This window comes from Tatumella sp. JGM130, from assembly GCF_018257525.1.
Classification (GTDB): domain Bacteria; phylum Pseudomonadota; class Gammaproteobacteria; order Enterobacterales; family Enterobacteriaceae; genus Tatumella; species Tatumella punctata.
Genome location: NZ_JAERJS010000004.1, coordinates 53658 through 79319, shown reverse-complemented (window position 1 = coordinate 79319; position 25662 = coordinate 53658). Strand labels below are relative to the sequence as shown.

Genomic DNA, 25662 nt, shown 5'->3' with positions numbered 1-25662 from the left:
ACCGATATTCCGGATCGACACCATGACCCTTGATGATATGCGTATTTTTGTCGCCATTGTAAATACCGGCAGCTTCACCGCAGCGGCAGACCGGCTGATGTTATCAAAACAGTTTGTCAGCCGGCGGATCGGTGCATTGGAAACCGGTCTGGCCGCGCAGCTACTGGTACGTAATACCCGCAGTTTATCAGTGACTGATGCCGGACAGGTATTTTTTCAACATGCCAGCCGTATTCTTGATGAAGTCCGTCAGGCTGAAGATGCGATATCGCTACGCCAGAGTCAGCTGGTGGGAAATTTCAAGATCAGTCTGCCACACACCTACGGGTTGCGGCATATTGCCCCTTTGCTTACCCGTTTTCAGCATCAGCATTTGTCAGTCAGTCTGCATATCGAAATTAATGACCGGTTTGTCGATCTGATCGGCGAAGGTTTCGATATGGTATTACGGATTGGCGCACTGGCTGATTCCAGCATGATTGCCCGTCAACTGGGGATATTGCCGATGGTTATCTGCGGCAGTCCTGACTACCTGCAACAGACGGGTATACCCTTACTTCCCGCCGATCTCAGCCGTCACCGTTGTCTGCGATACGGTACCGCAGGGCCATCGGGCTGGAACCTGCTGGTTGAGGGGAAGAGCCGTTTCTTTGCGATAAACGGCCCGGTATCAAGTAATAACGGGGAAGTACTCAGAGAGTCTGCAGAAGCAGGGTTAGGGCTGGTATTATTACCCCGCTTTATTGTTAATGACGCGATTAATGCAGGCAGACTGCTTCCGGTGTTAGCCGATTTTACCCCGCAGGGGTTATCACTGAACGCCATCTATCCCGGTCATCGTCAGCACAACCCGGTAATCCGTGCATTACTGGCATTTATCAGCCCGCATATTACTGCCAGCCACCCTTCCGGTGAGCAGAACGGTATTCTCCCGGCCTGAAAGCACAGGCAGCCTGTGGCAGGCAATCTATCTTCTTATAATTCTCTGCTCAACTTATTCAAAAATACTGATGATTATTGTCCGGGGAATATTTATTCTGATTTTCACCGATAGTTTATCAATGAATTTATTAACGTGTTGTTTTAGAAAGTAATATGTTTAATTCCTGTTTGCTGACTGACGAATTGTACTGTTCATGTTAGCCGGCCCGGCAGTTTTTCCAGCCCTTATTGTCACCTGAGGAGGGACAGTGATTATCAATCTGCTGTGTTGATGTTCAATATGGTTGATGTAACATCAGTGCACCAGAGAACACGGAACGATCCTGAGCCTGCCTTCTCTTTATTTCATGTAAGAAACGTAATAATTTCAATACTTATCAATATACTTTCCGCAGCGGAGAGCCGCGGTATAAGCAATTAACCCTGAGGTAATTAATATGCAATATCTGTCTTTGGAAAAATATCGTGATGCTCTTCTGTTACTGACTCGTATTTTACTGATGCTGTTGTTTGTCATTTTTGGCTGGGAAAAGCTGGCGGGTTTTGAAGCGACTATCGGTTATATGGCATCAGTGGGTGCGCCTTTACCTGCTGTCGCGGCGGTAGTTGCGGTGGTCGTTGAACTGGTTTTTGGTGTTCTGATTATTGCTGGTTATTACACCCGCCCGCTGGCGATAGTGCTGGCCGTTTATACTGTTGCAACAGGCCTGATGGGGCATCAGTACTGGCATATGACAGGAATGGCGCAGTATGGTGCCATGATTAACTTCTATAAAAACATCAGTATTGCCGGTGGTTTCCTGGCACTGGCGCTGACCGGCCCGGGCAGATACTCCATTGACCGTAAATAAGCGGGCAGCCTTCTGAAATGCCGGGGGGAATCCCCGGTTTTTTACCGGCAGCCGTAACAGACGATATTGTAGCGGACTTTTCAGGCTGAGCGGTCCGGAGTGTATTGCTGTCGCCAGTAAAAATATCAGTATTCGTTTACCAGCCACATATCCGACTCATCAAACATCTCTTCCAGCATCCGGTTAAGTTTTTCCCGGTCACTCTTACTGGCATCGCTGTTCAGTCCGTTGGTCTGCATCGGTTTTACTCTGACCTCAGCTTCCGGGAAAATACGTTGTACACGGCGGGTAAGTTCTTCCAGGATAATCTCTCTGGCATTTTCCAGACCGGCGACATTGCGTTTATCGTACACTAATTCTACAAACATGATGGCGGCACTCATTACTGGTTATATAACCAGTAATTTAGCAGTTAACCCGCGGGGACGCAGCATTTTTTTGCGATATAACGCATTTTTTGCGTCGTTGTCGGCGATTATCTTTGAATCGTTCCGTTGTCCGCAAATACGATACAGTCGCGACCCTCTCGTTTGGCACGGTAAAGGGCTTCATCCGCGTAAATCAGTGCAGAAGTGAAGTTTTCGTTGCGTCCTTTAGATGCCACTCCGGCGCTGATAGTGATTTTGATATCGTTATTATAATCAATGGACAGCGATTTTTTTACCCTGCTGATAACCTGATTAGCGTCAACGTTATCTTTAATGATCAGGCAAAACTCTTCCCCCCCCGACCTGGCGACAGAAACGTTTTCGTCTCTGAACTCACTGAGCGCCAGACCGACAGAAATCAGCACTTTGTCACCCATTTTATGGCCAAAGGAATCATTGATACGTTTGAAATGGTCAATATCAAGGATACATACCGTCGCTGCTTTTTTCTCCAATTCCCTGAGAGTAAAGTTTAACGCTCTTCGGTTTGGCAGTCCGGTCAGTTCGTCGGTTAAAGACAGGTTAACGGCGGATTTATAGTTAAAGTTTATGAAGGAAATAAACTCGTTAAATGAGGTAATAATAAGCAAAATGGCCGGAATAAACACAACAGAGACAATGACCAGTGAACAGCGGGCAGATAATATGTCGAGGCCGGTGAGCAAAATAACCAGCAGGCAGTTAAATATAATAAATAACCCGGTTCTGAATAACGCTACGTATCTCTCATAAGGCTGGGTCCGCAGAGATTTGGATAAAAACCAGGCAATCATTACCGCCGTGATAAAATCAATATAAAAATAGCTTTCGATGTCTGACAGAGCTGTGGTTGCTGCGGCCAGCACGATAATCCCTGCCAGGGTCAGCAGGGTATACGTCAGGAAAGAGAAATACAGTAACCGGCCCGGCTTTCCTTTGAAATCTATTAAGGTGTCATTATTTTTCATATTCATGGTTACCTCCCGAATCTGCGGCAACGTTAACTTACTGGTTAATGGAATAAGTGGTTTTCGGCCTCTGATTCTCTGCTGATGACTTTGCTTGCAGCTGTGATTATCCGCACCAGATGCTGAACGTTACACACGGACAGCAGAGCTGCGTATAAGAATGGCGGTAACTGTTTTGATACAGGAAGGAGGGCTCGCGGGCCGCTGAGACACGGCATGGATATTACTACGGAAACAGACAACAAAAAACCCGTAAACTCAGTGAGAATACGGGTTTTTGCGGGGTTTCCATCAGTAACCGGTACTAACAGAATAATGATTTGGTCGGCACGAGAGGATTTGAACCTCCGACCCCTGACACCCCATGACAGTGCGCTACCAGGCTGCGCTACGTGCCGATACTGTTGCCACCACATAGTACGGATAATTTTGCAGATTGCAATATCCGGTTATGCTAACTGACTCATTAATAATCAGTTTGCGATAAAGCGCTTTTCTTCTGTCAGCACCTGTAATAACAGTCCCAGTTCAGGGCGCTGATTTTTCAGTTCGTTGCCTGCTGTGTCATAAGTGGTGTAATTACCTTGATTATCCAGTACCAGCGTTGATGCCGGGGTGGTAATAATCAGCCGGTTACTGTCATCACTGCCGGTCACCCACTGATGCTGCTGCTGTGGACTGAAAAGATCCTCACCCTGAGAATAGTCTTCCGGCGAGGTGGTTACATGCAGTAATCTTTGCATCAGGGTTGTCATGACGTCCTGATGGTCGGTCAGATTAGTGACTGACTGTGCGGGTGTCGATGGCCAGTGGACCACCAGGGGGACCTGCAGCAACTGACGATCCTGGTTATTGTTACTGTCGGTCAGGGACATACCGTGGCGTGCAGTAATAATAACTACGGTATTATCCAGTTCTCCGCTTTTTTTCAGCTGGGAGAGTATCTCTCCAATCTGCTGGTCGGTGGCTTTAGCCGAATTCAGGTAATTTTTCTGACGCGCATTATCACTATTGCCGTCATTATTGATGCCATCCAGCGACACCCAGGAGAACCAGGGGGTGGCAGAATGTTGTTGTTTCTGTAGCCAGTCCTGCCATTGTGAAACGGTCTGCTGGTCTGTCTGTGGCCTGGCCGCCGGCAATGAGTAATCTGCCAGTAATGCCTGGCGATAGAGTGACTGGCTGAAACCATCAGAAGAAAACAGACCAAACTGATAACCGCGGCTGTTCAGTGCACTGAGCAACGCTGACGGCGTGCGGGTTGCCAGAATACCATTCATATAGCTGGAGGAGATACCGTAAAACAGGCCAAACAGTCCGTTTTCATCGGTGGTGCCGGAGCTGAAATGGTTGGTGAAACGCACATTCTGGCTGGCAAATTCATTCAGTACAGGGAAGTCACTGGCTACCGTCGTTTCATTAATAGCATTGACGGTAATCAATAACAGATTATGGTGAGTGCTGCTCTGCCGGAAACTGATATCACTTAACGGATAAGCAACCGAGACGGCATCCGGGTCACCCTGCTGTATCAGACGGCGCTGATATTCCTGCGGGTCAAGTAAACCATGTTTTTCCAGAAAGCGGCGTGCAGTCATCGGATAGGATAACGGCAGGTTTGCCCGCTGCATGGTGATGGGACGGTAAAAATTGGCATCCGCCCAGATATACATCAGGTGGCTGGAAAAGAAGGCGACAATAAACAGTATCGCCAGCGGTTTACCGAAATTACGCCGGTTCAGGCTGCGTAATTTCTGCCAGCTCCAGGTGGCGAAAAGAATCTCCACCAGAAAGATCAGCGGTACGGCAATAAACATTAACTGCCAGTCGCGGGTCATTTCACTCTGCTGGGGATTGACGACCAGATCCCAGACCACGGGATTCAGATGAAGATGAAAACGATTGAAGACTTCACTATCGACCAGCAGTAACGTCAGCCCGCTGGTCGCCAGTATTGCCGACAGTGCCCGCAGCAGCCGCTGCGACATCACGACAAACGTCAGCGGAAATATCACCAGTAAATAGGCGGCAAATACCAGAAAACTGAAATGCCCGATCCAGCTACAGTAAGCATAAATTCTGCCCGCCAGCGAGGCCGGCCAGTCGGTGACCAGCAGATAACGGCTACCGAGAATGAGTGCAAAAAAGATATTAAACAGGGCAAACCAGTGGCCCCAGCTAATCATCTGAGAGACTTTTTCCCTGTAGCGCTGCTGGTTGTTTACCATATTGATCGGGTCATATCTTTAGTGTGCATGATCTTCGCGTACCGAAGCCTGCAGGGCTTCCGCGAAGGTACGGGCGATCGAGCGGCGTTGTGCCGGTGCAACGCTGGAGTTAATCAGATTCGTCACCATATTGCCTAACACCATCAGGGAAAGGTCGGTCGGGGCCTGATCTTTTTCCAGCACTTCTGCCAGTTGGGCGAGGAGTTGTTCCACGCGATCGTCACTATATCGGGATGATTGAGGCATAATATCAGTTTGCTAAGTCGTAAAAGGCGGACATTCTACTGCAAACGCCACTTTTTTTCTGCAATTTTATTGTCTGTTTAACTTAATAATCCGCGCATTTTTGTTAAATACTGTTGTAGCGTATTGTGGCCCGGTTTTCACGATTTTCCTGCACCATCGTTTTCTGGTCACCCTGCAGCTTAAATGCGGATTAGCATTGAAAGACGGGCAGGGCAATGGTTGAATACGCACCTGATTGAGAAGGAGAGTCTACCATGAGTCTGGATATTGACCAGATTGTCGTCCATCAGTTGATTAAACGTGGTGAAGATCAACTGGAGCTGGTGTTACGCGATTCATTACTGACAGCCAGCGAAGCCGTTGCTGATATGCTGGAAGAGCTACATCGTGTCTACAGTGCTAAAAATAAAGCCTATGGTCTGTTTAATGAAGACAGTGAACTTGCTGACACATTACGTGAATGCCGTAAGGGTTCTCAGGATTTTTTAGCCTTCAGCCGTGCGGCCACCGGACGTTTACGTGATGAACTGGCGAAATATCCTTTTGCCGATGGCGGTGTAGTGTTGTTTGCCCGTTACCGTTACCTGGCGACAGAATATCTTCTGATTTCAGTACTTAACAGCCAGAGCAGTATGCGGATTAACGAAACACTGGATATCAGTACCACCCACTATCTTGACATTAACCATGCGGATATTGTGGCAAGGATCGACCTGACCGAATGGGAAACCCGGCCTGAATCATTACGCTACCTGACCTTTTTACGGGGGCGTGTTGGCCGTAAAGTCTCTGATTTCTTTATGGATTTCCTCGGGGCCAGTGTCGGGCTGGACACCAAAGCACAGAACCGCAGCCTGTTGCAGGCAGTGGACGATTATTGTGAAGACGCCAGCCTGGGAAAACAGCAACGACAGGAATACCGTCAGCAGGTTTACAGCTACTGTAACCAGCAGCTGCAAGCCGGGGAAGAAATTACAGTTCAGGAACTGTCTGGCGAACTGCCAGCGATGGGCGATAAAAGTTTTGAAACCTTTACCCGCGAGCAGGAGTATTCGCTGGAAGAGAGTTTCCCTGCCGATCGCAGTACCCTGCGGCAGTTAACTAAATTTTCCGGCAGTGGCGGCGGCCTGACACTCAGCTTTGATGCGATGTTACTGGGTGAGCGTATTTTCTGGGATCCGGCAACGGATACGCTGACCATCAAAGGAACGCCACCGAATTTGCGTGATCAGCTGCAACGCCGTACCGGAGAAAACAATAAATAACTGTCTAAAAACGCGCGATTACGCGTCATATTTGTCAGTTAACCGTCAGAAAGAAGCCGTAACCTGCCGTGTTGCGGTCTCTTTTTCCCGCACTCTGTCTTCTGCCCTCTGTGGCAGCTTTCCGCTGACCCCGGAATCAGGCTGGCGGGTTGATGGTAAGTTGCGGAACAACGTTTGCGGTCAGCAACGGTGGGGCAGGGGCTCAGACCCCGGAGAATACTGGCTGAGCAAACGGAGACACGGCTGCGTCGCCTGACTTAGCAGCATAAAAAAATCCGCAACCTTGTAAAAGATTGCGGATTTTTATACAACCGCCTGATCGTTTAACCGTTAATGTCAGCTCTGACAGATCGGTATTACCCGGCGTTTTTTACTGACTGATCGGGCAATTACGCGCGAACGAAGTCGATGTGTTGCAGTTTTGGCTTGAACGGGTGACGCTGAACAGCCTGAACTTTAACTTTAGTTTCTTTACCGGCAACAACCAGGGTCAGAACTTCAGAATAGAACTCAGGGTTGGTCTGCATGTTGATAACAACATCATGGTCCAGTTCGATAGCGACAGCTGCTTCGTTTCCGCCATAGATGATAGCCGGAAATTTGTTAGCTGTACGACGCAGGCGGCGGCTCGCACCCTTACCCTGCTCTTTACGTTCTTCTGCGTTGATAGTGAACATCTTAATTTCTCTTTGTAATTCTGCTACAGGCGACCCAGCAACAGAAGGTTATCTTGAATGTACTTTTACCGAATGTAAAAGTGCGCGGCATTATAGCCGCTTCCCCTGTGGCGGGCAAATAAATTCAGCGGTTTCCCGCCATCAGCGTAACTGATTCGCTTTACGGTAGCGCCCCTGATAATCAAATACTTTATGACGGATTTGCCAGAAATGACCTTTTTTACGGGCAACAATAAAATCAGGATAACGGAAAGCATCGCTCAGGGCAGGCAAATCAACCGCATGTTGCCAGCTTAGGGGAGTGCCGGGGGCTTTATGGTGGTGGCGTATAAACAGTAATTCGAAAATATGTCGCTGTGCGGCGGTGTGCAAACGGAACAGTTCGCTGACTTCGCTGCCATCTTCATCATAGTAAATAACCTTTAGCCATTCACCCCGGCTGTCCTGCCCTGTATGTAATGTCATTCCCGCACAACGCAGGACCATGGCATCTTTGAGCCTGAGTGCCGCTTTCAGCATATCGTCGGGGTCAGCCAGAATACCCTGGCACTGATGACATACCCGGGCCGCAATATCATTCTCTGCATTACACCGGGGGCAGGATTTGAAGCGGAAGCGAAAATCACACTGCTGGCGTGGCTGATCAGGGGCTTCAATAATCCCCTGACAGCGCCGGCCAAAATGTTCGGTAATCGTGCCATCGGAGGTTGTTTTTCCCCAGAAAGTATTGGCAAAACCGCAGGCAGGGCAGAACACCTGCACTGGCTGGTTATCAGCGGAGCCTTTCGGACTGCCAATTTCAGGGCTGAACAGGTCATGAGGATTACCGGCATAATCGAGGATCAGACAATCTTTTTTGTTTTGTGACAGGCGCAGGCCACGCCCGACAATTTGCTGATACAGACTGACAGATTCTGTCGGGCGCAGTATCGCAATGACATCGACATGGGGGGCATCGAATCCGGTGGTCAGTACCGAAACATTGACCAGATATTTGATCTGTTGTTGCTTAAATGCCTGTAATGTTTTATCGCGCTCTTTTGCCGGGGTATCTCCACTGATCAGGGCACTCTGTTCCGGCAATAAACCGAGGATCTCTTTGGCATGCATCACTGTTGAAGCAAAAATCATCACCCCCAGCCGCTCTTCCGACAGTTCGATAATCTGGCGGATAATGGCCGGCGTCACCCGGCGTTGCTGTTGCAGCTGTTTATCCATCTCTCGTTGACTGAACAGCCCCTGATTAGCGGCATATAAAGCCGAGAAATCATAGTGCACCACCGGCATATCCAGCCGCTGTGGTTCAACCAGATAACCATTTTTGATCATGTATCGCAGGGGCAGTTCGTAGATACACTCATAGAACATAGCCTGTGCATCACCGCGAACCATCCCGTGGTAATGAAGGTGATAGATCCAGCCTTTCCCCAGCCGGAAAGGGGTGGCTGTCAGTCCCAGTAGCTTCAGATCCGGACGCCGCTGCCGCAAAAAGCTAAAGATAGTCTGATACTGACTGTCTGTATCATCGGCGATCCGGTGGCATTCATCGACAATCACCAGAGAAAATTCAGCATCAAAGGCATCAAGGTTGCGGGCAACGGATTGCACACTGCCGAAAACTACTTTCTGCCGGCTCTTTTTTTGCTGCAGGCCGGCAGAAAAAATATCGGCCGTCAGGCCGAGCGCCTGATATTTTGCATGGTTTTGCGCCACCAGTTCTTTAACATGAGCCAGCACCAGTACCCGTCCGCGGGCTTTACGGGCCAGTTCGGCAATCACCAGGCTTTTCCCCGCGCCGGTAGGCAGTACGATCACCGCAGGTTGCGAATGGTGGCGAAAATAGCGGATAGCTGCATCAACCGCTTCCTGCTGATAAGGGCGCAGAGTAAAAGACATAAACATCACTTTTTAAAAGGAGTATACAATCGACGATATATCGTCACTGACAGCCAGCTCAGGTTCACGTTATACTGGAAGACTGAACATGACGATAAGCGTCATTGTATTTTCCCTTCGCTGCTACAGGCAAAAAGAAATTCATGCGACTCGATAAATTCATCTCTCAACAACTGGAAATAAGCCGGGCCATTGCCTCACGTGAAATTCGTGCACAGAAAGTCACTGTGGATGGCGAGATTGTTAAGGACAGCGCTTTCAAAATTAAACCGGAACATCAGGTCGAATATGAAGGTAACAGCCTGCAACAACAATCCGGGCCCCGTTATTTTATGCTTAACAAGCCGCAGGGTTATGTATGCGCGACAGAAGATGAAGATCACCCGACAATTCTCTACTTTCTGGAAGAGCCAATGGCATGGAAACTTCATGCAGCAGGGCGGCTGGATATCGATACCACCGGGCTGGTATTACTGACCGATGATGGCCAATGGTCACACCGTATCACCTCTCCTCGTCATCATTGCCAGAAAACATATCATGTTACTCTGGAAAATCCGCTGGATGCACAGGCGACAGAGCAGTTTAAGAAAGGCATTGAATTACGCGGGGATAAACAACCGACTAAGCCCGCTTCACTGGAAATACTGACACCGACGGAAGTCTTGCTGACCATCAGTGAGGGGCGTTACCACCAGGTAAAACGTATGTTTGCTGCCACAGGGAATCATGTGGTTGCCCTGCATCGTCAGCAAATTGGTGACATCGTTCTGGATGACACTCTTGAACCCGGTGAGTATCGTGAATTAAGTCGTGAGGAAATTGACAGTGCAGGCTTACCTGCAGAATTGCAGCGAAAATAATCAGGCTGATAGTCCCCTGTGCGGAGAGAGAAATTGAGGCTGATAGTTATTCTGGGTTTGCTGGCAATGCTGATGCCATTGTCTATCGACATGTATCTTCCTGCGATGCCACAGATTGCCAGCGAATTTCTGGCACCTTCCGGTCAGGTTCAGATGACGCTGAACGCCTATATTCTGGGTTTTGCCGTCGGACAACTGTTTTACGGGCCATTATCTGACAGCCTTGGCCGTAAAGCGGTGCTGTTACCCGGGGTACTGATATTTATTCTTGCCGCTGCCGGGTGCGCCATGGCGGGGACGATTGACCACCTGATCTGGATGCGACTGGTGCATGGTCTTGCGGCAGCATCGGCCGGGGTGGTAATCAATGCCATTATCCGGGACAGCTACTCCAGTGCAGATTTCTCACGTATGATGTCGATTATGATGCTGATTACCACCCTGGCTCCCCTGATGGCACCTATCCTCGGGGGCTGGTTACTGCTGGCCGGAAACTGGCAGTCCATCTTCTGGGCACTGGCGATTGCGGCAACTGTCGGTTTTTTGCTGGTAATTTTTGGGATCAGCGAGTCATTACCGGCAGATAAACGTCAGCCTCTGCATCTGCGTACTATTATCAGCAACTTTATTATTTTGTTCCGTAATAAAAAAGTTTTCAGTCTGATGATGGCCAGCGGGTTTTCGTTTGCCGGGCTGTTCGCGTTCCTTAATGCGGGGCCTTTTGTCTACATCACGCTGTACCATGTTTCTCCGCAGCATTTCGGGTATTACTTTGCGCTGAATATCGTATTTCTGTTTCTGATGACCCTGATTAATAGCCGTATGGTTCGGCTGGCCGGTCCGTTATTATTGTTCAGAATTGCGCTTATTATTCAGTTTATCAGCGGGATATGGCTATTAGTGGTTTGTGCTGTCGGTCTTGGATTTTATCCGCTGGTACTGGGGGTTGCTGTGTTTATCGGCTGCGTATCAATGGTGGCCTCCAACGCCATGGCGGTGATACTTGATGAGTTTCCGCATATCGCCGGTACTGTTTCTTCTCTTGCCGGGACATTACGCTTTGGGGTGGGGGCTGTTACCGGTGCCATCCTGTCACTGTTTAGTTTTTCTTCAGCCTGGCCAATGGCAGTGATGATTGCCAGCTGTGCCAGCTTATCGCTGTTATTATTCTGGTTTGCATCCCGTCATACTCTGCGCTAATTCTTCCTCTGAGTCACCGTCCTGCCTCCTGTGTGTGGGGCGGGATTTTATTTTATTGTTTATAATTTGTAGTTAAAGTGATAAAAATAATCATCAGTTTGTGATTGTTTTTATCAGTCAGCCGGTGACAGGCGATCTTTGTTAAGGCAGCGGAATATCCACAGTTATTTTCCTGCCGGTTACGGAACGCGGACCGGATGAACTTCTGTTTGCGGGGAGAGATTATTTGGACAGGCAGCAGTTATCGGTTATACACCGGTTACCTGATTACTATCACTGGTCACCTGCGATGCCTTCAGCTCTCACAGTGAGCGAGGTAGTGCATTCCGGTCGTGGTGAAGATGTGGTTATTTTTGAACTGCTGGATTCTCAGGAGCAGCAATCTGAGCAGGTGATGTTAGCACTACAAAAAATGCTGGCAGAGGTCGATACGGACAGTAACGTTATTGAGTGGCGCGGTACAGCCTGCCTGCTGGTTGCCAGCACCGATGAAGCCACGGTAAATTGCTGTCTGAAGAATAACGGGGTAGCGATTGCTGAGAATTTCCCGCAGTAGTCACAGACAAAAATAACCATAAAAAAACGCTGCTTAAAAGCAGCGTTTCTGTCTGGCTAAAGACTCGGAAGGCCTGACAATATCAACTGTGGGCGCTGTTACTCAGTACCCGTCTGGCTTCACGGTAGCGATTTTTCCAGTAACTGTCATTCAGGCTCGAAATCATTACACCACTGCTGGTAGATGCATGGACAAAGTTATTGTTGCCCAGGTAAATACCGACATGGCGGCCGGTAGAGCCGGCACGAAACAGAACCAGGTCCCCCGGGCGCAGTTTATTTCGTGAAATTTTAGAACCCGTGTACTGCTGACCTGAAGTAGAACGTGGTAAATCAAGGCCAAACTGCTCACGGAATGTCCGCTGAACAAAGGCAGAACAATCAATTCCGCGTTTAGTGTCACCGCCCATCCGGTAGCGTACGCCTTTCCAGTCAGCGTACTGATCCATAATGCGGGACTTAACATCCACACTCTGAACCATCTGTTCGAATTCATCCTGAGACGCCTGAAGTAAAAAACCACTACGGTTGTTAACTTCATGCTTCTCGATCCGGGCTGTATTATTAGCCGGGGTACTGCATGCTGAGAGTAACGTTGCTAATGCAATGGCAGGAACAATCCGCCAGATATATCTCAGAGTTGGTTGAGACTTGACCATTATTCAGAGTTTCCTTCAAAGTCCTTACGACAGAATTGCCGCTAGCCAGATGACAGAACAGAAAGAGGATAATCAGCCATTAATAAACTGTTTTACGGAGCACGAATAAATACGCAGAAACCACCGTAATGAGCTGTTTATCTAAAATTAACCGCTGATACGAAATTCAGATTACCGCATAAAATGACAACTGGCGAGAGCTTTTAAGTAATTTTTTGACATGGATTAATTTGAATAATTTACGAAATGTGTCCTGGCGTATTTTTGTGCACTATTTCCCCGTTAAACCGCCTGACCGCCTGCCCTGAAAGGGAACACTCTTGCCGGATAGTGCTCAGCAGATTGTCGCTGGATAAGCTGTAATTTCTGAATGTAACTTTTCGTTAAGCCAGCATCATTCGGGTGCAGTACGCACTGCCATTGTACATGCTGAGTGGTTCTTTTTTGGCATTTTTTCTGCCTTGTCTGCGGGGGTAAGCCGCGGAATCATAGTGTGTACTGGCATGTTTTACGGGTAACACCCTGACCACTGTGGGGTTGTTGTTATATATGGCATGCAAAATGCTAAGCCTGAAGGGAAAGGAAATAACAACAGCAATACATAAACCATAACCTAAACCAGATGTCTGGTCGGGATATCACATTAAGAGGTGTTTATGGCAAAGGGTGCATTTAAACAAAAATTAGGACTGGTTGATCTCAGCCTGCTGGGTATAGGGTCAATGATAGGTTCCGGCTGGTTGTATGCAGCACTGACCAGTTCAGGCTATGCAGGTGCACAGACCGGCTGGGCATGGATACTGGGAGCAATCATTGTATTGCTGATTGGCTTAGTGTTTGCCGAACTTTCGGCGGCTATTCCACGGGCTGGCGGCTTTGTCCGTTACCCTAATTTCTCTCACGGTAATGTGGTGGGATTTGTTATCGGCGTCAGCTCGCTGCTGGCATATACCAGTACTGCCGGGGTTGAGGTAGAAGCGGTACGACAATATGCACAATACTGGTGGCCCGCGCTCAGCCACCCGGATGGCAGTCCGACAGCCTCTGGTTTTGCGGTACAAATTCTGCTGCTGGTGGGTTTTTTCCTATTAAATTACTGGAGTGTCAGTGTTTTCGGCCGGGTAAATACTATTATTACTACCTTTAAATTTATTGTGCCTCTGCTGACGATTGGTACGTTATTTATGTATTACCATGGTGCTAATCTGGATGTGCCACCGCCGCCGCCCGGCGGTGCTCACGGTATTTTCACCTCTCTGACGGGGGCAGGGATTGTTTTCGCCTATCTGGGATTCCGTCAGGCGGTGGATTTTGCCAGTGAGGCGAAAAATCCGCAGCGTAATGTCCCGCTATCAATTATGATCGCTATTGCTGTCAGCTTTATTATTTATATCGCATTACAGTATGCTTTTATGGGGGCTGTGCCTTCAGAAGCTCTGTCAGCCCATGGCTGGGATGGCCTTAAAGCTGTTTTCCAGTCTCCTTACGCTGATCTTGCACGCAGTCTCGGTATCACCTGGCTGATTAATCTAATCCTGGTGGATGCTGTTATTTCTCCTGCCGGTACCGGTAATATTTATCTGGCGGGTGCCAGCCGGGTATTATTTGCCTGGGCGCGTAATGGTCATTTATTTAAAGTGTTTGGTGAAGTTGACCCTAAATCCGGTGTTCCGCGCGGCGCTTTATGGCTGTCACTGATGCTTTCCATTGCCTGGACATTACCTTCCGAATTTCAGGTATGGGGCGGGCTGATTGGCGCTGTGACCTCGGCGACCGTCTTTACATATATGCCGGGGCCGGTCACTCTTGGCGCATTCCGTCGTCATCTGCCGGATATGGCTAGGCCTTTCCGTCTGCCGGTTGCGGCGATTTTCAGCCCGCTGGCTTTTGTTGCCAGTACTTTACTGATTTACTGGAGCGGCTGGTCGGTCAATGAACTGTTAATTCCGGTACTGGTGATTGCCTGGGTCGGTTACGTCTTATTCGGTAATAAGAGTGTCACTTCGGGACGGGATCTGAAATGTGGCTGGTGGTTACTGGTGTACTATCTGCTGGTGCTGCTGGTGTCTTATCTGGGAACTTTCGGTGGCATTAATATCATTGCTGCCCCGACAGATATGATCCTGGTAACGATTATTGCACTGGTCTGTTACTACTGGGGGGTTATTACCAGCCTGCCGGTGCCTGAAATTACCGATAATGAAGAACTGAATAGTTAAATACTGCAGACTCACAGTAAAAAGCGCCTGACTGGCGCTTTTTACTCCGGTACAACCTGATTACTACTTACGGCGTGGTAACTTTCTGTCCAGAAAGTTAACCACCGCATCACTGCCTGGTGTCAGTAGCCACCAACTCATACCGACCAGCACCACCGACAGGGAGCCGACTGCAATATCGGTAAACCAGTGCGCACCGGCCATCACCCGCGGCAGGGCAAAGATAAAGAAAATGACTGCGGCTTTGGCAAAAGCACGACCACCAAAATAACGCCACATAAAGCAGGCGAAAATCATCAGCATCATACCGTGGTCACCGGGGAAACTGTCTGACGAGGCATCTTTCGTCGGAATTCCGGTAAGTTCGCCGACCCGGTGAACGTTCTGGAAAAACAAGGTCGGGCTGGAATGCACCACCGGGATTCTGTGTCCCAGCTGATTCAGCACAACGGCACTCAGTAACAGGGTAATACCGATCGCCAGCATTCGATGACGTCCGGCCGGAGAATTTTTCCGCCAGTAAGAATAGTAAAGTAATCCCATAGCAATCAGAGAAACTGCATCAAACCCGCGGTAATTAGTAATTGCTACGAATTTTGCAAACGCAGGATGGGATACCATACGGCTGTTAAAGTCGAAAAATATCGATTTATCAATAGCAAACCAGAAGCCGTGATGTTCCGGAAGATACCATGAAAAAAACAGAGCAAGACCTGAAGCGTTAAGCAGGAGAATAGTTATCAGACGTGAAAGGCGCATTTTTAAACTCAGAATAAAATTAATTCAACAAACTCAGGCAGAAAAATTAAACAGATGTTTAATATTCCCTGAATGGACAGCGAAGCCAGACGCAGACTTGCGGTCATCATAATAAAAACGCGGCGATTATAACGGTTAATCCATTATTACATTGAACGAATCAGGGGATGAGGAGTAGAAAACTGTAAATATTTACCACTGAAATGTGAAAAAATAGCACATTAACTGGCACAGAGGATCGCACTATGATCTGTGGCAGAAAGTGACCCGCCGGCCGGGTTAATGCTCTGGCCAGAGGTCACTTTTGCCGCGGATAGCAGGGGAGTGATACTTAATCTGCTCTGCCCATATAACGGCGCTCAGGAATATGGATCCTGATTTTATCACCGTTACTCAGGTATTCAGGGACCTGAATAACCAGGCCGGTCACCATACCTGCGGGTTTAGTGCGGGCACTGGCTGAAGCACCTTTAATGCCCGGAGAGGTATCGGTAATTTCCATATCCACGGTCTGGGGCAATTCGAGGGCCAGAATCTGGCCGTCCATTGTCAGTACGTGCATCCCGGGAATACCGTTTTCCGGAATAAACAGCAGTTCTTCTTCGATCTGATTTTTATTGAAATGGTAGGGGGTATAGTCTTCATCATCCATAAAGACATACTCGTCACCGTCAATATAAGAAAAAGTCACCGCGCGGCGGCTGAGTGCGATGGTATCGACAATATCATCACCTTTAAAACGCTCTTCCACTTTCATACCGCTACGGATATCGGTAAAACGCATTTTATACAGGGTGGCAGCGCCGCGGGCGCTCGGGCTCTGTACATCAATATCTTTCACCAGCAGTAATTTTCCGTTCCAGGTGACTGCCATACCACGTTTTATTTCATTTGCCTTTGGCATCAGAACTCTCTCTATGTGAGTAAAACAGAATTTTGGCGCAACGTTACCCGCGCAATCGCCGGCAGGCAATAGGGCAACAGAGAAAATGTTTACCGATAGCTGTTCGCTACCGGAATAAATGTTACCCTGACTGCTCCAGCCCCGGCCTTTTCGTTCGTTAGCGGAGTATCCTGTGGAATGTCGTTCGCAATGCGGGGCCTGTTGTATTGCCCCGTCAATCTCTTCCCCTATTCCCGGAATGCCTCTCGGTAAACCCGCGAATGTCAGATGTATTCAGTTATCTGAAGAGAACTTATGCAATATTTTTGGTTCAGCCCTGCGGCCTGAAGTCTGCGGAAATCTTCAGCCTTCTCAGGATATGTGTCTGACGGATCGTGATGCAGCGATGACGTATTTATTGCAGTTAGAAGCGGTAACTGCGCCGTAATATCAGGTCATTGCGTATATCAGTCTGGTCAGTTCACGATAAATTACGGCTGAGAGCAGGCCGCAGGTCATTCAGGATAAATGGAATTATCCGTGTCAATCTCTTCTCTGAGCACCTCAATTAGCTCCTTCAGGCCCTGTGGAACCTGCCGGTGGCCAGGATAGTAGAGGTACATAGGATCTTCTACAGGTGCCCAGTCAGGGAGCACTGCTCTGAGACTGCCATCATAAAGATAACTACGGACTCGTTCTTCAAGGCAGTAGGCGATACCGGCCCCGGATAAGGCCAGTTCAATGGCCAGTGCTGTTTCACTCACGCAGATCTGCCCTTTGACATCAATTACACGATAGTCATTACCTTTACGAAATTCCCACTTATAAATGACTCCCTGTCCGGTACGTAATTGAATACATTCATGCAGGCGCAAATCTTCAGGCACAGCGGGCGGTGTATGCTGATAAAGATAGCGTGGTGATGCTACGGCCACCCATCTGAGTTCTTTTCCCAGTCTGACCGCGACGAGATCTTCAGGGACGGTTCCGCCAAAACGTATCCCGGCATCAAAGCCTTCCGAGATAATATCAACCATCCTGTCATCTACACTGATTTCCAGTTCTACCTCGGGGTACTTGCTGATGAAACGCGTCAGGTGGCGCGCGATAATAAGACGTGCCCCGTCACTTAGCACATTAAGCCTGAGCTTCCCGACGGGGGTATCACGCAGACGATTAATTTCTTCAAGAGCGGCTGCTATTTCTTTGAAACCCATTGCAAGGCGGAGTGCAAGGCTTGCTCCTGCCTCGGTAGGTGAAACCGTACGGCTGGTTCTGTTCAGCAGCCTGACACCCAGTCTGGTCTCAAGGTTGCGTATGGTATGGCTAAGTGCAGAAGTGGTAATCCCTAATGCGATAGCTGCTTTTGTAAAACTTCGCATTTCTTCAGTAATCAGAAACGCATTGAGTTCAGCAAGATCGCTGCGGGTCAGAGTTGTTGAATGCCTGGCGGACATGAGATTAGACCGTTGATAAAAATTCAATGCACTGTCAAATAACAACACACAGAATCGTACCTGAAAGGTGGTAAGTGTAGACTCATTGAACAAAATGATGCAACCCGACGCTGCCTCGCAGAACGATTTTTCTGCGAGAAACATTATTTACCGGTAAACAGAAAAAGTCTGGTCTGTCGCCTTAAGGGCTGGCTGAGTGCTTATCTGTAAAATTAAATAACGTACATTGTTGAATCAGATTCATCGTTGCTGGCGATCTGATTCATCAATATTTTCCTCGAAGACGTTAAAGTTTACTTCAGTTTAATACACCATTTCCTGTTACCGATTTCCCCGCAGCGCTATGAACGATAAGGAGCGCTCTGGTGGAAATTATTACCCCGGGGGGGAGTGGTTCTTATTTTTTGCTATAGGCAGCTGAATAGATGTGGAGTCATAATTAATGTCTGAACAAACATTCTCCCGACAGAATGAGCGTATTCGCCCGCCTGTGGGGCTTTTCCCTGCGATGCTTGCCTTGGGAGCGGGCGGATTATCTATAGGGACGGGCGAATTCGCGCCGATGAGTCTTCTGCCGGATCTGGCGCGTGGAACAGGCGTCACTGTGCCTGTAGCGGGTGGCTATATCAGCGCTTATGCGGCCGGAGTTGTGATTGGTGCCCCGGCGATTACGGTGCTGGGGGCGCGTCATAACCGTAAAACATTACTGTTGGTGTTGCTGGTTATTGCATTTGCAGGCTATGCATTGACCGCTCTGGCCGCAGGTCATAATGCTATGCTGACAGCCCGCTTTATAGCGGGTATGCCTCACGGTGCCTGGTATGGCGTCTCCGCCCTGGTGGCGGCTTCAATGGTGTCACCGCAATATAAAGCCAGATATATCGGTTATGTCATGCTGGGACTGGCCATAGCCAACGTTGCCGGCGTTCCACTGGTTACCCGGGCGGGGCAGGCGCTGGGGTGGCGTATGTCCTTCTGGATCGTAGCCTGGGGTCTGGTCCTGACAGCCTTAATGGTTGTGTTGTTTATTCCATCTGTTGCGGCAGACAAGTCAGCATCCCCGCTGAAAGAACTTGGCGCACTGAAAAAGCCACAAATTCTGATGACATTTGCAGTCGCGTCGGTCAGTTTTGCCGGGATGTTTGCTGTATACAGCTTTATTACTCCTGCGCTGACGGATACAGCAGGGTTTCCTCTCGGGGCTGTACCTTGGATCCTTGCTCTTTGGGGAGCAGGTATGGTTGCCGGCAATATTATCGGCGGCCGGCTTGCTGATATTGCTCTGGTCCCTTCAATTTTTGGGATCATTCTCTGGAATATCGTTTTTCTCGGGCTGTTTTCCCTGGCCGGTACCCTGAAAGCTCCGGCACTTATTGTGCTGTTTATGCTCGGATGTGGCTTTTCCCTCGTACCGGCACTTCAGTCACATATGATGAATATTGCCGGTGAGGCACAGACCCTTGCTTCATCACTGACTCACAGTGCATTTAATATTTCGAATGCCCTCGGCGCAGCAGCAGGCGGTTTTATTATCGTTTCGGGCGGTAGCTGGATTTCTACAGGCTGGGTAGGGGCGTGTTTTTCCATATTGGCACTTTTTATTATGTTTTTATCAGTACGTATAAAAGACAGGAGTCACACATGAACGACAAAATCATTAGTGCAGGTAATGTTGCTGTCATTACCGGTGCAGCAAAAGGTATCGGAGCGGCGGCGGCAAGAGTACTGGCCCAAAAAGGGATGACGCTGTTTCTCTTCGATCGTGACAAGTATCGGCTTGAACAACTGGCCAGCGAACTTGATACGAAAGTACAGCTGGTGGTGGGTGACATTACCTGTGGCGAACACCGGCAACAGCTAATGGACAAGGTTTACAGTGCCCGGCTAGAGGTGAGTCTGTTATTTAACAATGCCGGGGTCAAGATTACTGCCGGTGCCAGTGATTCCCCCGATCTGTGGAGAGAACAGATGGAGGTTAATCTGTTGTCAATGGTCGCGGTCCAGCATATGTTTCTCCCTGAAATGTTAAAAATGCCGAAAAAGGGAGCAATTGTTAACCTCGGGTCAAAGGAAGGCATTACAACCCCGCCGGGATTTGCGGCTTATAATGCTTCAAAAGCCGCAGTAAAAGTTGTTACTGAACAATTGTCGCATCAGCTGTTACAGGAAACCGGTACCAGACTCACGGCTCATCTTCTGGTTCCGGGCTATACCTGGACTGATATGAATGATCCGGGTATGGATGAGCATAACGGTAAAAAACCGCATGAAGCATGGACGGCAACACAGGTTATCGACTATTTTCTGCCGCGCTTTGAGCGCGGGGACTTCTACATTATCTGTCCTGATAATGCCGTTACCAGTGAAATGGATGCTAAACGCATCCTGTGGGCTACTCAGGATATCACCGAAAACCGTCCGGCTCTGTCTCGCTGGCATCCTGACTGGAAGGCTGCTTTTGAAGGCTGGATGAAAAGCTGATATTCCTCGCGAGTCTGTTTCATTCAGCACAACATCTGATTTTACAGGGCGCCGGGGTTGACTCCCGACGGCAGGCGACGGGCTGTGCGGGTGGATTAGGCGCTGACCCACTGCGCCCTGATACTGTTTGCTGAAGCTTGCTGAAAAGGATTCGCGTCAATGATTTGTATCAATTTTCTCTGAGCGGAATACCGTAGAATCGTCAGTAACAATTATGAATTGTGCGTGGCCTCAAAAATTTACAATCGAAATCCGGTTATTTCTTGCGGCATAATCATTTCGACTTCAGTATAACTGATACGTTTCAGCGTTTATGGGGATCCTGTGTTCAGACCGGGTGATTTTTTTTCGGGAAGTTGCTGAAACGATTCAACAGCAGATAGCGAGGAGTACTATGTTCCAGCTCGATGTTCAGGCGATACACACGGGTGCCAGCGCCAGTGATAAAACCGATGCTATTCGTCAGGTTGCGGCGGCATTAGCTTCTGCCGGTAATGTGACCGAAGCTTACGTCAGCGGAATGCTGGCACGCGAACAGCAAACTTCTACTTTCCTCGGCAATGGTATTGCCATACCCCACGGGACGACCGATACCCGCGATTTGGTATTGAAAACCGGCGTGCAGGTATTTCAGTTTCCGCAGGGCGTTAGCTGGGGTGAAGACCAGACCGCCTATGTGGTGATTGGTATCGCGGCCAAATCTGATGAACACCTGACTTTACTGCGTCAGCTGACACATGTGTTAAGTGATGACAGCATTGCTGAAACACTTAAAACCGCGTCAGCTGAAGAATTACGCGCCATTCTGATGGGGGAAAAACAGGCGGCAGAATTCCGTTTTGATACCTCAATGATTGTGACAGATGTTGCTGCGGCTGAACTGATGACCCTGCAGGCACTGAATGCCGGCCGGTTACAGGCCGCCGGCGCGGTGGATGCTTCTTTTGTCAGTCAGGTAATTTCTGCCAGACCACTGAACCTGGGACAGGGTATCTGGCTGAATGACAGTGCCGCAGGCAATATTTTCAGTGCGATTGCGGTCAGTCGTCCGGCAACGCCTTTCACCACGGCAGACAATGAACGGGTTGCGCTGTTGATTACGGTCTCCGCTATCGATGATCAGCCTCTGGGCGCGTTAGGTTATCTGCATAAATTATTAGTCAGTAATAACACCGGACAACTGCTTACCGCCGATCAGGCAGGCATTCTGTCATTGCTGACCAGTGAGTATGTGGCAGCCAGTGAAGCCGTTACGGCTGAGTTTGTTATCCGCAATGAGCATGGTTTGCATGCCAGACCAAGTACCGCACTGGTGAGTGTAATCAAAGGCTTTAACAGTGATATTACTGTCACTAATCTTGATGGCAGCGGTAAACCAGCCAACGGACGCAGCCTGATGAAAGTCGTTGCCCTCGGGGTCAAAAAAGGCCACCGGCTGCGTTTCACCGCCAGCGGTGAAGATGCCCATGCGGCAATCGACGCTATCAAAGCCGCCATCGATAGTGGTCTCGGGGAGGGTGCAGCATGAGCAGAAGAGTGGCGACTATTACATTAAACCCGGCATATGACCTGGTGGGCTCGACCCCGGCAGTGGAACTCGGTGAAGTTAACCTGGTGAAAACTACCGGCCTGCATGCTGCAGGTAAAGGTATCAATGTTGCTAAGGTACTCAAAGACCTGGGGATTGATGTCACTGTGGGTGGCTTTCTGGGCAAAGAAAACCAGGACGGGTTTCAGCAATTATTCAGTGAACTGGGGATTGCTAACCGTTTTCAGGTAGTTGAGGGCCGTACCCGGATTAACGTTAAGCTGACTGAGCAAACCGGTGATGTGACAGATTTTAACTTCTCCGGTTTCAGTGTCACCCCCCGCGACTGGGATCGTTTTACGACGGACTCCCTTAGCTGGCTGGGTCAGTTTGATATGGTCTGTGTCAGCGGAAGTCTGCCGGAAGGTGTTTCCCCGCAAGCCTTTACCGAATGGATGAAAGCCCTGCGTTCCTTATGTCCGTGCATTATTTTTGACAGCAGCCGCAGTGCACTTGAAGCGGGGCTGAAAGCAGCACCATGGCTGGTTAAACCTAATCGCCGTGAACTGGAAACCTGGGCCGGAAAACCACTGCCAACCCTGCAGGATGTGATTGACAGCGCCCACCGGTTACGTGAAGAAGGGATTGCCCATGTGGTGATCTCTCTGGGGGCCGAAGGTGCATTATGGGTTAATGCGTCGGGTGAATGGCTGGCGAAGCCCCCGGCCTGTGAAGTCGTCAGTACTGTGGGGGCCGGAGACTCAATGGTCGGCGGGCTGATTTATGGCCTGCTGATGCGTGAGTCCAGTGAGCATACCTTGCGGCTGGCAACGGCAGTGGCTGCACTGGCTGTCAGCCAGAGCAATGTAGGCGTCTCCGACAGGGCACAACTGGCGGCAATGATGGCACGTGTCGATTTACAACCCGTCCACTGACAGCAGAAGAGGAATAAATGATGAAAGCGCTGCTGATAACTGATGCATCACTGGGCAAAGCCAGTGCATTTTTTGCAGGCAAAGCGGCTGAAGCTGCTGCCGAAAAAAGCGGAATTACACTTACCACCTCAGCGGAAGATGCAGAACTGGTGATTGTTGCAGGCAATACTCTGCCTTCTGACGGCGGATTGTCAGGGAAAAAACTCTGGCAAGGTGAATTGCAGGCGTTACTGAATGATAGCGTGGCTTTTCTGACCACTGCCCGTGAACAAGCCAGCGAATGGCAGGCCACCGATATTGCCGAATCTGTCCTGCCGGCGGTTGACCTGCCGGGCGGACCTAAGCGTATTGTTGCGGTCACCGCCTGCCCGACCGGTGTGGCGCATACCTTTATGGCGGCAGAAGCGATTGAGGCAGAGGCGAAAAAACGTGGCTGGTGGTATAAGGTCGAAACCCGCGGTTCAGTCGGGGCTGGCAATGCGATTACGCCCGAAGAAGTTGCTGCTGCAGATCTGGTCATTGTGGCTGCAGATATCGAAGTGGATTTGGCAAAATTCGCCGGCAAGCCAATGTACCGGACCTCGACCAGCCTGGCATTAAAGAAAACTGCTCAGGAATTTGATAAAGCCCTGAGTGAAGCGAAACCCTACAACCCGGCCGGCAGTCCGGCGGCTGCAGCGGGTAGTGGTGACAGCAGTAAAGAAAAGGCCGGTGCTTACCGACACCTGCTGACCGGGGTGTCTTACATGCTACCGATGGTGGTGGCCGGCGGGTTATGTATTGCTCTGTCTTTTGCCTTTGGTATCAATGCCTTTAAACAGGAAGGCTCACTGGCAGCCGCACTGATGCAAATCGGTGGTGGCAGTGCGTTTGCCCTGATGGTGCCGGTACTGGCCGGGTATATCGCTTTCTCGATTGCCGATCGTCCTGGTTTAACCCCGGGCCTGATTGGCGGTATGCTGGCTACCAGCACGAATGCTGGCTTCCTCGGGGGGATTATTGCCGGGTTTATTGCCGGTTATGTGGCTAAATTTATCAGTACCCGGCTGAAGTTACCGCAAAGTATGGAAGCGCTGAAGCCTATTCTGATTATACCGCTACTGGCCAGTCTGGTGACCGGATTGCTGATGATCTACGTTGTCGGTAAACCTGTTGCGGCGGTAATGGAAGGACTGACCCACTGGCTGGGTAATATGGGAACGGCGAATGCGGTGCTGTTAGGCGCGGTATTGGGTGGCATGATGTGTTCGGATATGGGCGGACCGGTCAATAAAGTGGCCTACGCGTTTGGGGTGGGTCTGTTAAGTACCAAAACCTATGGGCCTATGGCTGCGATTATGGCCGCCGGTATGGTACCACCGCTGGCAATGGGTCTGGCGACGTTGCTGGCCCGTAAAAAATTCAATCAGGGACAACAGGAAGGCGGTAAAGCAGCACTGGTGCTGGGCTTATGCTTTATTTCTGAAGGGGCGATTCCGTTTGCCGCCAGGGATCCTATCCGTGTGATCCCGTGTTGTATGGTCGGGGGGGCGGTAACAGGCGCAATTTCTATGGCGGTTGGCGCACAGTTGATGGCACCTCATGGCGGTTTGTTTGTTCTGCTGATCCCCGGTGCGATCACCCCGGTATTAGGTTATCTGCTGGCGATTATTGCGGGTACTCTGCTTTCAGGTATCGCCTATGCGCTGCTGAAAAGACCGGAAACGGTGGCAGCAACCACGGCTACCGCCTGACGGCTGGCAGCAGAAAAAAACCCGCGGCGCACAGCGCCCCGGGTTTTAGTTTTTTCAGGCCGTTTGTTGCGCTTTCAGCCAGGCGATTTCGTCTTTCCAGATCTCCGGATCAACGGTTTCCAGAATTAACGGAATACCGTCGAAACGTGGATCTTTCATCAGCCAGCTAAAAACGGTATTGCCGATATTTCCCTGGCCCAGGCTATGATGCCGGTCGACCCGACTGCCGAACTCGCTTTTTGCATCATTAAGGTGCATGCCGCGCAGATACTTAAAGCCGACCACCCGTTCAAATTCCCTGAAAGTCGCTTCACAGCTTTCGACGCTGCGTAAATCATAGCCAGCGGCAAAAGCATGGCAGGTATCGATGCACACCCCGACCCGGCTTTTGTCTTCAACCTGGTCAATGATTTCCGCGAGATGTTCAAAACGAAAGCCGAGGTTACTGCCCTGACCGGCGGTGTTTTCTATCACCGCAGTCACTCCTTCGGTCTGATCAAGGGCAATGTTCACCGACTCAGCAATCAGTTTCAGACAGGCTGACTCAGTAATTTGCTGCAGATGACTGCCGGGATGAAAATTAAGTAATGACAGCCCCAGTGATCCGGCCCGCTGCATTTCATCGATAAAAGCCAGCCGTGATTTTTCCAGCGCTTCACTGACCGGATGTCCCAGATTGATCAGGTAACTGTCATGGGGCAGGATCTGTGCCGTACTGAAATTATATTTTTCACAGGCCTGGCGAAACGCATCAATAGTTTGTGATGTCAGTGCTGCGGCCCGCCATTGACGCTGATTTTTGGTAAACAGAGCAAAAGCGGTAGCTTCTAATTCGTGTGCGCGCAGGACTGCATTTTCGACTCCGCCAGCAGCGCTGACATGCGCACCAATAAACTTCATAGCCGTTTCT

Annotated in this window: 24 protein-coding genes and 1 tRNA gene; 13 read left to right on the top strand and 12 right to left on the bottom strand. The window is 49.6% G+C overall.

Annotated features, from left to right (window positions below):
* Positions 1-22: 22 nt before the first annotated feature.
* Together JK211_RS03030 and JK211_RS03025 are read left to right on the top strand one after the other, a co-directional pair.
* Positions 23-940, top strand: coding sequence for a LysR family transcriptional regulator (locus JK211_RS03030; RefSeq protein ID WP_212707196.1), 918 nt, complete (start codon positions 23-25; stop codon positions 938-940).
* A 439-nt stretch (positions 941-1379) separates the two neighbouring features.
* The gene (locus JK211_RS03025) at positions 1380-1793 is read left to right on the top strand and encodes a DoxX family protein (protein WP_212707195.1); all 414 of its coding nucleotides are present in this window, start codon (positions 1380-1382) and stop codon (positions 1791-1793) included.
* Positions 1794-1918: 125 nt separating this feature from the next.
* Here JK211_RS03025 and JK211_RS03020 read toward each other — a convergent pair whose 3' ends face one another.
* From JK211_RS03020 to JK211_RS03000, 5 genes are all read right to left on the bottom strand, one after another.
* A complete protein-coding gene (locus JK211_RS03020) occupies positions 1919-2161 on the bottom strand; it encodes a DinI family protein (RefSeq protein ID WP_212707194.1) in 243 nt (80 codons plus the stop codon).
* Positions 2162-2268: 107 nt separating this feature from the next.
* Complete coding sequence (locus JK211_RS03015; protein ID WP_212707193.1) at positions 2269-3174, bottom strand: GGDEF domain-containing protein; 906 nt, start codon at positions 3172-3174, stop codon at positions 2269-2271.
* A gap of 315 nt (positions 3175-3489) precedes the next feature.
* Positions 3490-3566, bottom strand: a tRNA-Pro gene (locus tag JK211_RS03010).
* 75 nt (positions 3567-3641) lie between these two features.
* Positions 3642-5396: an LPS biosynthesis-modulating metalloenzyme YejM gene (gene yejM, locus JK211_RS03005; RefSeq protein WP_212707192.1), complete on the bottom strand. Its 1755-nt coding sequence runs from the start codon at positions 5394-5396 to the stop codon at positions 3642-3644.
* An 18-nt stretch (positions 5397-5414) separates the two neighbouring features.
* On the bottom strand, positions 5415-5642 hold the full coding sequence (locus tag JK211_RS03000) for a YejL family protein (RefSeq protein ID WP_212707191.1): 228 nt from the start codon (positions 5640-5642) through the stop codon (positions 5415-5417).
* A 254-nt stretch (positions 5643-5896) separates the two neighbouring features.
* On the opposite strand from JK211_RS03000, the gene yejK reads away from it, so the two are divergent.
* A complete protein-coding gene (gene yejK / locus JK211_RS02995) occupies positions 5897-6907 on the top strand; it encodes a nucleoid-associated protein YejK (protein ID WP_212707190.1) in 1011 nt (336 codons plus the stop codon).
* 389 nt (positions 6908-7296) lie between these two features.
* On the opposite strand, the gene rplY is transcribed toward yejK, so the two are convergent.
* Both rplY and JK211_RS02985 read right to left on the bottom strand, forming a co-directional pair.
* On the bottom strand, positions 7297-7584 hold the full coding sequence (rplY, locus tag JK211_RS02990; protein ID WP_212707189.1) for a 50S ribosomal protein L25: 288 nt from the start codon (positions 7582-7584) through the stop codon (positions 7297-7299).
* 141 nt (positions 7585-7725) lie between these two features.
* Positions 7726-9480 (bottom strand): DEAD/DEAH box helicase, encoded by a 1755-nt coding sequence (locus JK211_RS02985; RefSeq protein WP_212707188.1) that lies wholly within the window; start codon positions 9478-9480, stop codon positions 7726-7728.
* A 143-nt stretch (positions 9481-9623) separates the two neighbouring features.
* On the opposite strand from JK211_RS02985, the gene rsuA reads away from it, so the two are divergent.
* The 3 genes from rsuA to JK211_RS02970 all read left to right on the top strand — a co-directional run bounded on the left by rsuA (position 9624) and on the right by JK211_RS02970 (position 12099).
* Positions 9624-10343, top strand: a complete 720-nt coding sequence (gene rsuA / locus JK211_RS02980) for a 16S rRNA pseudouridine(516) synthase RsuA (protein WP_212707187.1) — start codon at positions 9624-9626, stop codon at positions 10341-10343.
* 18 nt (positions 10344-10361) lie between these two features.
* Positions 10362-11543 carry a Bcr/CflA family multidrug efflux MFS transporter gene (locus JK211_RS02975; RefSeq protein ID WP_212707186.1) on the top strand — a complete coding sequence of 394 codons (1182 nt, stop codon included), beginning with the start codon at positions 10362-10364 and terminating at the stop codon, positions 11541-11543.
* 226 nt (positions 11544-11769) lie between these two features.
* A complete protein-coding gene (locus JK211_RS02970; RefSeq protein ID WP_212707185.1) occupies positions 11770-12099 on the top strand; it encodes a hypothetical protein in 330 nt (109 codons plus the stop codon).
* A gap of 82 nt (positions 12100-12181) precedes the next feature.
* Here JK211_RS02970 and mepS read toward each other — a convergent pair whose 3' ends face one another.
* A complete protein-coding gene (mepS, locus tag JK211_RS02965) occupies positions 12182-12757 on the bottom strand; it encodes a bifunctional murein DD-endopeptidase/murein LD-carboxypeptidase (RefSeq protein WP_212707184.1) in 576 nt (191 codons plus the stop codon).
* A gap of 656 nt (positions 12758-13413) precedes the next feature.
* On the opposite strand from mepS, the gene JK211_RS02960 reads away from it, so the two are divergent.
* Entirely contained in the window at positions 13414-14976 is a 1563-nt protein-coding gene (locus JK211_RS02960) for an APC family permease (RefSeq protein WP_212707183.1), read from the top strand.
* Positions 14977-15039: 63 nt separating this feature from the next.
* On the opposite strand, the gene JK211_RS02955 is transcribed toward JK211_RS02960, so the two are convergent.
* Together JK211_RS02955 and yeiP are read right to left on the bottom strand one after the other, a co-directional pair.
* Entirely contained in the window at positions 15040-15735 is a 696-nt protein-coding gene (locus JK211_RS02955; RefSeq protein WP_212707182.1) for a phosphatase PAP2 family protein, read from the bottom strand.
* 331 nt (positions 15736-16066) lie between these two features.
* Positions 16067-16639, bottom strand: a complete 573-nt coding sequence (gene yeiP / locus JK211_RS02950; protein ID WP_212707181.1) for an elongation factor P-like protein YeiP — start codon at positions 16637-16639, stop codon at positions 16067-16069.
* A 172-nt stretch (positions 16640-16811) separates the two neighbouring features.
* Between yeiP and JK211_RS02945 the strand changes: the two genes are divergently transcribed.
* A complete protein-coding gene (locus tag JK211_RS02945; RefSeq protein WP_212707180.1) occupies positions 16812-17066 on the top strand; it encodes a YkgJ family cysteine cluster protein in 255 nt (84 codons plus the stop codon).
* Between the two features lie 67 nt (positions 17067-17133).
* On the opposite strand, the gene JK211_RS02940 is transcribed toward JK211_RS02945, so the two are convergent.
* Positions 17134-18075: a LysR family transcriptional regulator gene (locus JK211_RS02940; RefSeq protein WP_212707179.1), complete on the bottom strand. Its 942-nt coding sequence runs from the start codon at positions 18073-18075 to the stop codon at positions 17134-17136.
* Positions 18076-18517: 442 nt separating this feature from the next.
* Here JK211_RS02940 and JK211_RS02935 point away from each other — a divergent pair, with 442 nt between their 5' ends.
* From JK211_RS02935 to fruA, 5 genes are all read left to right on the top strand, one after another.
* Positions 18518-19720, top strand: a complete 1203-nt coding sequence (locus JK211_RS02935; RefSeq protein WP_212707178.1) for an MFS transporter — start codon at positions 18518-18520, stop codon at positions 19718-19720.
* Positions 19717-20556 carry an SDR family oxidoreductase gene (locus JK211_RS02930; RefSeq protein WP_212707177.1) on the top strand — a complete coding sequence of 280 codons (840 nt, stop codon included), beginning with the start codon at positions 19717-19719 and terminating at the stop codon, positions 20554-20556. The genes JK211_RS02935 and JK211_RS02930 overlap by 4 nt, the downstream gene beginning before the upstream one ends.
* A gap of 394 nt (positions 20557-20950) precedes the next feature.
* Positions 20951-22084 carry a fused PTS fructose transporter subunit IIA/HPr protein gene (fruB, locus tag JK211_RS02925; protein ID WP_212707176.1) on the top strand — a complete coding sequence of 378 codons (1134 nt, stop codon included), beginning with the start codon at positions 20951-20953 and terminating at the stop codon, positions 22082-22084.
* Positions 22081-23019: a 1-phosphofructokinase gene (gene fruK / locus JK211_RS02920; protein WP_212707175.1), complete on the top strand. Its 939-nt coding sequence runs from the start codon at positions 22081-22083 to the stop codon at positions 23017-23019. The genes fruB and fruK overlap by 4 nt, the downstream gene beginning before the upstream one ends.
* Before the next feature lie 20 nt (positions 23020-23039).
* Positions 23040-24752: a PTS fructose transporter subunit IIBC gene (gene fruA, locus JK211_RS02915; protein ID WP_212707276.1), complete on the top strand. Its 1713-nt coding sequence runs from the start codon at positions 23040-23042 to the stop codon at positions 24750-24752.
* A gap of 54 nt (positions 24753-24806) precedes the next feature.
* Here the strand turns inward: fruA and nfo are convergent, their stop codons facing one another.
* The gene (gene nfo, locus JK211_RS02910; RefSeq protein WP_212707174.1) at positions 24807-25652 is read right to left on the bottom strand and encodes a deoxyribonuclease IV; all 846 of its coding nucleotides are present in this window, start codon (positions 25650-25652) and stop codon (positions 24807-24809) included.
* Positions 25653-25662: the final 10 nt, after the last annotated feature.